At 59.1% G+C, this 9,135-nt stretch carries 9 protein-coding genes; 3 read left to right on the forward strand and 6 right to left on the reverse strand.

The window, feature by feature from the left end; all coding sequences use genetic code 11:
• Positions 1 to 114: 114 nt before the first annotated feature.
• Entirely contained in the window at positions 115 to 942 is an 828-nt protein-coding gene (locus VGV07_RS09225; RefSeq protein WP_326868404.1) for a YoaK family protein, read from the reverse strand.
• A 553-nt stretch (positions 943 to 1,495) separates the two neighbouring features.
• Between VGV07_RS09225 and VGV07_RS09230 the strand changes: the two genes are divergently transcribed.
• Together VGV07_RS09230 and VGV07_RS09235 are read left to right on the forward strand one after the other, a co-directional pair.
• A complete protein-coding gene (locus VGV07_RS09230) occupies positions 1,496 to 1,801 on the forward strand; it encodes an alkylphosphonate utilization protein (protein WP_326868405.1) in 306 nt (101 codons plus the stop codon).
• 242 nt (positions 1,802 to 2,043) lie between these two features.
• Entirely contained in the window at positions 2,044 to 3,165 is a 1,122-nt protein-coding gene (locus VGV07_RS09235; protein ID WP_326868406.1) for an MvaI/BcnI family restriction endonuclease, read from the forward strand.
• A 7-nt stretch (positions 3,166 to 3,172) separates the two neighbouring features.
• On the opposite strand, the gene VGV07_RS09240 is transcribed toward VGV07_RS09235, so the two are convergent.
• The 4 genes from VGV07_RS09240 to VGV07_RS09255 all read right to left on the reverse strand — a co-directional run bounded on the left by VGV07_RS09240 (position 3,173) and on the right by VGV07_RS09255 (position 8,445).
• Positions 3,173 to 5,098 (reverse strand): hypothetical protein, encoded by a 1,926-nt coding sequence (locus VGV07_RS09240; protein ID WP_326868407.1) that lies wholly within the window; start codon positions 5,096 to 5,098, stop codon positions 3,173 to 3,175.
• Positions 5,079 to 7,472, reverse strand: a complete 2,394-nt coding sequence (locus tag VGV07_RS09245; protein WP_326868408.1) for a PIN domain-containing protein — start codon at positions 7,470 to 7,472, stop codon at positions 5,079 to 5,081. Before VGV07_RS09245 ends, VGV07_RS09240 begins: the two co-directional genes overlap by 20 nt.
• Positions 7,402 to 7,758 (reverse strand): alpha/beta fold hydrolase, encoded by a 357-nt coding sequence (locus VGV07_RS09250; RefSeq protein ID WP_326868409.1) that lies wholly within the window; start codon positions 7,756 to 7,758, stop codon positions 7,402 to 7,404. The genes VGV07_RS09245 and VGV07_RS09250 overlap by 71 nt, the downstream gene beginning before the upstream one ends.
• 111 nt (positions 7,759 to 7,869) lie before the next feature.
• Positions 7,870 to 8,445: a hypothetical protein gene (locus VGV07_RS09255; protein WP_326868410.1), complete on the reverse strand. Its 576-nt coding sequence runs from the start codon at positions 8,443 to 8,445 to the stop codon at positions 7,870 to 7,872.
• On the opposite strand from VGV07_RS09255, the gene VGV07_RS09260 reads away from it, so the two are divergent.
• A complete protein-coding gene (locus VGV07_RS09260) occupies positions 8,440 to 8,601 on the forward strand; it encodes a hypothetical protein (RefSeq protein WP_326868411.1) in 162 nt (53 codons plus the stop codon). The two genes, VGV07_RS09255 and VGV07_RS09260, sit on opposite strands and share 6 nt — an antisense overlap.
• 54 nt (positions 8,602 to 8,655) lie before the next feature.
• Here VGV07_RS09260 and VGV07_RS09265 read toward each other — a convergent pair whose 3' ends face one another.
• The gene (locus VGV07_RS09265) at positions 8,656 to 9,099 is read right to left on the reverse strand and encodes an invasion associated locus B family protein (RefSeq protein WP_326868412.1); all 444 of its coding nucleotides are present in this window, start codon (positions 9,097 to 9,099) and stop codon (positions 8,656 to 8,658) included.
• Positions 9,100 to 9,135: the final 36 nt, after the last annotated feature.

The raw sequence follows: 9,135 nt of genomic DNA on the forward strand, positions 1-9,135 counted from the left end.
CGCGCACACGACGTTGCCCTGACTAGGTGGGACACGCCCGCAGGCCCGTCGGCTGCACCAAGCAGCCACCCGGACCAGGTGGCTTGCTCGGCTGTCGGTTCGAGCGGCTCGTCCTCAGCTGTCGACAGGACGATCAATGGGTGAGACGAGACGCTGTCCGACCACCATTCGCACTCGCCGACGTCGAGAGTCATTGAACTGCGGCACCGACAGCGCCAGGAGGAGAGCGGCGAACGGTACCGTGGAGACGTACCCAAGATGAGCAAAACCCAAGGCACCGATGATCCCACCCAGCAGGAACATTCCCAGGATGCGCGCGAGCGTTCCTAGCTTCTTGCGGTCGGCCTTCACTCGCAGTGACTCCGGAGCGCTGAGATCGCGGTTCCAATAGAGTGCTTTGCCGATCTCGATACCGATGTCCGTGACCATGCCGGTTACATGAGTCGTCCTTATCCTCGAACCGGACAATTTGCTGATTGTCGCGTTCTGCAGCCCCATGATGAAGCAGAGCAACGGTGCCGCCAGTCCGATTAACTGAGGCACTACGCTGCTCGCCGATCCCAGCGCCCCAAAAGCCAGCAGCAAGACAGCCTCAAGGACAAGCGGATAGGCGTATTGCCTGGTGCGGAAATTTCTCCTGCCCCAGTTGATCAGGATTGCCGAAGAGGCCGCGCCTGCAGCAAAGGCCAACAGTGCAACGACTCCTGCTCCCATGGCGCCGAACACACCCAGCACCAGATTGTCCGCTATCGCTGACACGATCCCGGAGACATGCGACGTGTACTGGCCGATGGCTAGGAGGCCGCCCGCGTTGATGGCGCCAGCGACAAAAGCCAGGACGGTCGCAAGTATCAAATCGGTGACGCCCGAACGCCGATGCGCGGCAGTGGTTCGCAACAGGCTGAAGCGGCTGCGTTGGCGGCCCAGAGGCTCGATTGTCATTTGTGGCTTCTTGAGGGGAAGGCGAAGGCGGGCATCAAAGTAGGACAACAATAGCGACCTAAACCGCCAAAATGGAAGGGCAAAAGATCATGCAGCGGGTGTAGTGCTCGAGCAATTCGCCGCACCCGATCAATATGTAAGCGCACGTTATCGAATTCCGGCGATGACCTAGACGGACCCAGTTTCCACCCAAGAGCCAGCGTTGAGGTGGCATCGACGATGGCGAGGCGGTTCACAGCACCATCCAACTCGGCCGCGCCTCCTGTCGGTCTAGGCGTGTCACCCGGAGGCGAGTGACCTCAAGGCAGAACGGCTGGGCCCACGGTGTCCTACCCGTGAAGGTAGAACCGCATTCACTACTCTGGACCGGAGCGGCCTAAGATCGTCACGGCTGTTCGCTGCCAAGGACGAGCACCCGGCCAAGCATCGCCGGCGCGTACTGGCAACAGGACCGAGGAAGCACTGCCGGTCAGGCCAGATTGTCGGCTACGCGACCACCATCGCGGCATCCTTGGGGTTGGCAACATACCCCTTTGCCTGCGATAGGACGCACATGACGAATCCTGATGACGACTACGTCTACGACGACGTGACCGGCGAGTGGCGCCCGGCTTCCAAAGTGGCCGCTACGACGCAGGCCGATGCTGTCGAAGTGCGCGACGCTTCCGGCAATGTGCTGGTCGATGGGGATTCGGTGGTCCTGATCAAGGATCTCAAGGTCAAAGGTGCGGGTCAGACCCTGAAACAGGGCACGGTCATCAAGTCGATCCGGCTGACTAACAACCCTGAAGAGATCGACTGCCGGCACGACGCGATCAAGGGCCTCGTCTTGCGCACTGAGTTCGTGCGCAAGCGCTAGGAGTGGCACGGCGTTTATCCTGAGTGGACAGTCTGATAGCCCGCCTGGCTGAGGTGCGGTCAGAGAGCTTCGCTCAGCGCCGCAAAACAAAACACCTATTAGTTTCAACAGCTTTCGTTCCACGGTAGCGGCGCGTAGCGCTGGTTGAGTGGCCCAGACGATTTCGCAGGTGACTACATCCACCGCCATAGCTTCAAAAGGGCGAATAACGTCTCCTAACATGCTGAAAGGCATGGTGGTTTTTGGGGTTCGAAAACCTCTTTCCGGCGCACATTCAAGACGATCGAGAAATGCGCGCACCGAGTGAGCAGATCATCCTTTATCCGCAGTATCCCGAGATCCGCCTTTCCGGCTTCCTGCTCGGCACCCGCAATGCACCCAGCACGATCATGGCATCACGCGATGCGGGCCGCGTCCTATTCCTCGGTACGACGCCATTCGGCGAGATCATTGCATGGGCCTGCTCTGCCGGAAGCCAGCTTGAACGCGAACTTCACTCGCTGGAAAACCTTGAGCAGACCGGTGCTTTCTTCAAGGTGCCGCTCGGCTCTAACAAGGAGTTGCCCCCGCGCGAAAGGCTCATCCGTGAGCTTGGCCGCATTCACCAGCTCGACTGGATCACATCAAAGTCGCTGACCTCCGATGGCAGTTTCGTTGCGTGCAACTCGTCACAGTGCGTCGGCTATACGCTTGAGGCTGAGCTTGGGGTGCCGCGCAATGGGTTCGCCGAGCCGGATTTCCACGGCTGGGAGGTGAAGGCCGGCCAGGTAGACTCGTTCGCCCAGTCATCTGCATCGAAGGCCGTGACGCTGATGACGCCGGAGCCCACAGGTGGCTTCTATCGTACGGATGGTGTGGAGGCGTTCCTGCGCCGGTTTGGATATGCCGACCGTAAGGGCCGCGAGGATCGCATCAATTTCGGCGGCATCTACCGGGCTGGTGTTCGCACTGACGTCACGGGGCTCACGCTTAAGCTTCAGGGATATGATCACGCGAGGCATGAGCTGGTTGAGACCAACGGGTCGCTCGCCCTTGTCAGCGATGACGGCATCGTGGCCGCCGAATGTAGCTTCACTACCCTTGCCACGCTCTGGAACCGGAAGCATGCGCAGGCAGTGTATGTGCCGGCTGAATGCAGGACTGATCCTGCCCGCGAATACCGCTATGGCGGCCGGGTCCGTCTGGGTGAAGGCACCGATTTCCTGCGTTTACTCGCCGCGATTGCGGATGGCGTCGTCCATTACGACCCCGCAGTGAAGCTTGAAACAGGCTTCCAGCTCAAAGCCCGTGCAGAAGCGACGCAGCCAGTTCCGGATCAAGCCCGGCGGTCTTGCGGCGCTTTACGCTGGTATGACAGAGGTTGACGTGTAATCACGCCGGCTGAACTGAGTTGATATACGATGAAAGTGCAGCATCCGCCCTTGAAAGCGTTGCCCACAGAGCTGGCTCCAGATCGCACAGCACTTCGACAAGCCCATGCAACTGCAACGCAGTCGCTCGATCCATGTCGCTGAACGCAAGTTCGGTTACCCACTCCCCGGCAAATCCGCGCCACTCATTGAGATCAGCGAACGCGTTCGATGCGATCATGCCGATCCGGAATGACTGGATGATATCAAGATCGCTGTTGACCCGTCTCAGCGCAACACGGTTGAGCACTCGAACTTCGCGTGCAAGGTCTTGGCTGCGTGTCACGGCGGCAACCATCGCAAGTCCGCTCAGTATCGCGAAATTCTGGCCAGTGCCTGCGTTGTCCCGTATGCGGTACTTCGCGGCCTTGATTGCTTCCGCCGCCTTCTGAGCCAGTTCTGGTGGTGTGCGGAAGACAAGGCAGGTGTTGACCAGGGCGTTGAAAGCTTCCGGACTGGTCGCGTCAACCGAGACGCTCTCGCGAACCAAAGCCTCGAATTCGGGAGGTGCTTCAATCATTCGGTCAAGGCCACCCTCAACGGGCCCCGGCAGATACGCGAACGGAAACTCGAATGCGGCACGGAGACTGCCCTCACCATCTGAGAGGACGAGAGGTGCAAGAGGTGTTCCGTCGATCGCATCAGAGTGCAGGGCAGCTGCTGCGACAAGCCTGCCGGCAAGTTCCTGTTTCCACTGATGTGGTGTCGCGAAATCAGGCAACCAGCGCGGCTCAAGGCGCCCATCAATCGAGTTCTGAAGGTAGAACGGTGTCCCACGACCGCCATTCATCCACCTTGTAGAGGTGGCAGGCGAAATCCCTCCGCGCACGTACTCTCTTTCAATCATCGAAGCCTGCGCAATCGCTGCGATGCGACGCCAGTAAGGAGGAACACTCCTGAGATATCCAAGGTGCGCCAATGACCCATCCACGAATATGAATAGATTGGACAACAGAAGTAGGCGGCCATTCTCATCTGCTGGATCATCATCCCTGATCTGGGTAGCGATCGAGACGAGAGATGGCATCAGCTCGGGCCGATCCCTGAGATACCTGATGCCAAGCTCAAACGCTGACGTCTGGGAGATACGGTCCCCACGCGCAGCCGCCCAGGCAATCACGCGCTGCAGCAAGTTGAGATCAAAGTCGTCCGGCAGCGCAGGCGTCAGGCTGGATTGCGATCCTGAGAGGAGCGCCTGACGGAGTCCCTCTTCCGCATTCCACGTCAGCAATGAAGTGACATGATCCCGTGCGGGTCCCTCCGAAAAGGATGTCAGGGTAGTCGCGGCTCCATGGGCACCTATCAGGCGCTCATAGTAGTGCAGTCCTCTCGGTGTGAGAGACTCCTGAGTCGAACTTCCTTCTGCCATCCCCGTGCGTATGTCGAGAACCACCTGCGTTGGTGTGCGCGCGACATCTTCATGGAAAGCCTCGATATCCTCGAGATCAATCGGGCCTTCCGTTAGTAGCGTGCGCCAGCGGTCCAGATCGGCACCTTCAGCACGATTCTCGCTGAACGTTCGCTCAAGCATGGAGCGTCGGGTCGTGTCATCTACTGCCACGTACCACAGGCGTCCCAACGGCACGCGCTGATCGCCTTTCGTCATAACGGGCTCACCCGCCTCGGCATCGAACGCCAATTGCCAGACACCGCCGGTGTTATCTGTCACGTTCTCCGGCGCAGATCCCTCGTGGAAAACCCGACCAACCGCCCGCATGAGCTCGTTCCTCGGGAACGACACATCCACGCCCGCAAAACTCATGGTCGCCACGGTACGGAGGTCATTGCGATTGCGGAATGCGCGATCAAGAGTGAGACGGTCAATGACCGTGTCCGGGAAGTAGCCCAGAAGCTCACGAACGATGGCCTTACGCTCCTCGATTGTCATCGTCCCTCCTCTGATCAAGCTGTTCGGCAAATGCCTCGATGTAGTTTCTGACCTGTTCAACAAGGGCATCAAGTGATGCGGGATCAAACGAGCGCATCTGCTCGATCAACGTGCTCTCCATCCATGCCGAATAACGCCGCAGGGATTCGCCGATGTTGATCAGCGGTAGAGAAATGATGAGCCAGGACATCAACCGATACCGGTTGATGATTGCGTCACGGTCATTGGCCGCATCGAACCTGTGCGACCATCCGTGCATGTGCAACAGCCCCAGAAGCCAATCCGACCGCGCGCGGGCGGTTGCATCATCAATCTCGTCGTTCCATTGGGTCCGTACGCTCTCACGCACTGTCATGAGCAGACTATCAAACCACGGCTGATCAGGCGGAAGCTGCAGCATGTCAGTCATTCTCAGGCGCTCGATGCTTTCCCGGATCGACTTGAGGTGTGCAGTTTCCTGTATTTCACCGTTCTGGATGGGGGCCGCGTTTACGAGGCGAACCAGCTCGTTCAGGCGAAGCGGCATCATCTGAAAGCCCGCGCGCCGGAGTCGTGTCTCGGCTTCAGTGCGTTCCGACGCGCTGATGGCGGTACTACGTTCAAGCATCTCCAGAAGATCAAGCGTGCAGCCAACAGGGATGACCTGGCCATCCGCATTCACGTTGGCGAACTGGTTCAGGGCACGATCATCAACAATGATGAGATCAACCAGCGGCGCGAGCCCGAAGACGCCGGCAGTCGGGTGCTGTGCCACACGTGCCGTTTCTTCATCTTCATCAGCGGCTTCCGGGCCTACCCTGACCTTTCCCGATGCAATGCCCTCAGCGAGCGTCGCCCTTATCGCCTCGATATGTTCGATTGTTTCATTGGCATAGGTTTCATGGCGGATCAGTGCGTCAACGCGTTCCGCATAACCTCTGGGGATGCCAATCCGGAAGCCCGCAACGCCCAGCCTGTCTATGAGACGCAGATGCTGAAGTGTGGATATCGCCAGATCATCAAGCAGTAGCGTGGCACCAGCGCGTATTGAAGGCGTGTGCTCCCACGGAACTTCGTGAAGATCGAGATAGTCTCTTGCCCTTGCGGCCTCTTCGTCTGTCAGTTGTCCCTGTGCCAGAAGCGCAGTGACTACATCGCCGCATGCGCATAGCACGTCACTGAATGCCGAAAGGTCGGCATTTTCCTTCATCAGGGACGCCGGTCTATGTACGGGCCCCGGCCTTATAACAACCTTCTGGATTGCCTCCTGGTCGAGGGTGCGCGCGGTCTCCAGAAGTATCGCCAGCTCTTCTCCAACGTCGTCCGTAAGATTCGAATCCGGACGACCTATGGCATCGACGATGAAGTAAGCGTCCTGTGAAAGCAGGTCCCGCAGTTCGTGGGCACTACTTACCTGCGATGGCTGATGGAATTCGGTTCGCTGACGTTCGCCGATCAGCCAGCGCAGCGTGGAGTGGGGAATGACAATCTGCCGGAACCGCTCAATCACGAGACCGAGTCGGCCAATAAATGACAAAACGAGCAGTGACGATGCTTCAAGGGCTATCGTTGTCTGATCAGGAGCGCTTCGGGCAGCACTCTGAGGGACGATGCCCCCGGGCGCCCGGGCTGGAGCGATGGATGCAGCGGCCCTCCCGCTGAATGTCGGCAGCAGGCCGCGTTTTCGGGGATCACTCTCATGTAGGTTGGCCAGGGCCGGTGTCAGCAACATGCTGATTGTGGTCCGGTTCAGCCTCATTGCTGCAACGAACAGTGGCATCTGGCCCTTCGAAAGCTGATTCCATGTTTCGCTTTCAAAGCGCTCCCATTCCGGGCGCATGTTCATCAGATCGTCGAAGGGCATGCGCTGCAGTGGCGCGCCTTCCTGTCCGTCCGATGCCTCCATCGCCGTTCTCAGCCAGTTATTGACGGCTTCATTGTCCTCCCATCCACCCGAAACTGCGGTGTGGTAGGCGGTCACCAGAACTGAAGCGTCCGATGGGCTCTTCGTGACAGCCTCGTGGACAAGTGCCTGCGTTCTGGGTGAGCCGATGATTGCTCCGATCTGACCCGCCTGCAGAAGATCCGTCGCTGATCGGTCCGCCCTGTCATTCCATACCTTCTCGACCAGGGCCGCCAGTGAACCCCAGTCTCCAGAGGTGATCGCTACATTGATCTGCAGGGCGTGATCATTCGGGCTATTCCGTTTGGCAAGCAACGGCGCCAGCGCGTCCCTGGCACGGATTACCTCACCCAGACGGTACAGTGACCATGCATAGATCTGCCGCAGATTGTCAGACCTATCGAGAAAGTCACCCTTGTCCTCAAGAAAGACGAAGCATCTCCTTGATGATAACGCCGCCCATGCTGTGACCGACGAGAATGACCGTGCCATTTGCGAGTTCCGGCTCTGAAAGGAGGCGTTGAAGGATGTGCTCTGCGCGATCCTCCGGTGCCATCGCAATTCCCCCTAGCCATCTGGATCGCGATGCAGGGTAACCAACGCTCCAGACAGCAACGTTCGGAAGCTCTTCCTCGAGCCAGTAAGGCCAGAATTCAGCATCAGACCCTTCGCCCGAAGTCCACGTACCTTCGAGGTCGCCCTCAAGACCATGGATGAACACCACGTGGGTATCCACATGATCAAATGACCTCTTCAATGGACGTTTGATTTCGACCAAGGGCCGCATCCTCCTCAAGGGAGATACTAGCGAAACGATGCAGTGGTCCGAAAGAAAAAAGGCGTTAAGTGACTGCTGTGAAGAGCTTTTCCATAACTATGTAACCGCCGGTCACGTCGCATCGTCTGCCATCCACTGGAACTTACGGATGAAGGCCTGTTGGAGCCCGGCATCTTTCTGGAGCCGGGCAGCGTATTCCTGACAGTAGGTGTCGATCACCATCTGCAGACCGTCACGGCAGAGTGTCCTGGTCGCCATGTCTATGGTCTGATGCTGCCTTGTCCTGATTTTCCAGCCGCCGGTCGTGCCCGCTTCATGCAGGAGTGAGCACCTGACATGCGTGTAAAACTCAACGGCGAGCCCCTCGTTGAACAATCCGGAAAAAGGAGGCACACCGACGATAGATTCCCTGAAAAGTTTCCCGCTGCCGGAGTACCGGAAATTGGCGTAATCATCTGGCTTGCCATGTTCGTATCTGAAGCCACGTTCGTTGGCCGCAAGAAACTCAATCAATGCGCACTGGATCGAAACGATGGAGAATCCTTCGCCTCTGCCGCGTTCGTTCTGTAGCAGCCTGATGGGTGTCAGATATCGCTCACCTATTCGGCCCTTGAAAAAGTCATCATAGGCACGCTTCCATTCGCCGCCGCTTACCTCAACCTCGTCGCCTCCTATGAAGGCATGCACGCCTTCGACCAGGATGACGAGTCCAACACCACCCATACCGTGAAGCTCGGGATCTCGATCCCGTTCGGCGATGAGGGCACCGCGATCGATGCGCTGCGTCCACTGGCGAGCCCGACCGCGCCGTTCCGCGCTTCGGTCTCGGCCGACGTGCTGTAATCGGGGTCTGCCCGACGAGCTGAAAGGGGTCGGCGCCCGGCGCCGGCCCTTGAACTACTGGATCTTATCGTACGCCGCCGTGAACCCGTTGAGCGACACCGGCACCGTGATGTCGCGCTGCGCCGCGTCCTGCACGGTGATCGACAGGGTGACGCCGCTCTTCAGCGCGGCCAGTAGTTCGGGCGAGACCGCCTGGCCGGCATAGCAGCCGCTGCCGTCGCAGGTCTGCAGTGGCAGATCGCCGAAGCCGGTGCCGTCGATCGCCACCTTTACGCCAGCGGGAAGATAAAGCCCGAACGGCGTCTGGATCATCATCGCCGGGGTCGCCTCTCCTGGCGGGATGCGCACCGAGACCGCCGCAAGCAGCTGGCCGGTATTGCTGACGATCACCCGCTGTTCGACCACGCAGTCGAGCGCGCTCGAACGCGCTTCGCTGGCGCACCGCGCCCCCCAGGGCGCCGGGGGCGGAGCCTGCGGCGCCGCGGCCTCCTGCGCCAAGCTGGGCGTTCCACTGAGCATGGACAACAAAATGGC

It is taken from the genome of Devosia sp. (assembly GCF_035944845.1).
In the GTDB taxonomy this organism is placed as follows: domain Bacteria; phylum Pseudomonadota; class Alphaproteobacteria; order Rhizobiales; family Devosiaceae; genus Devosia_A.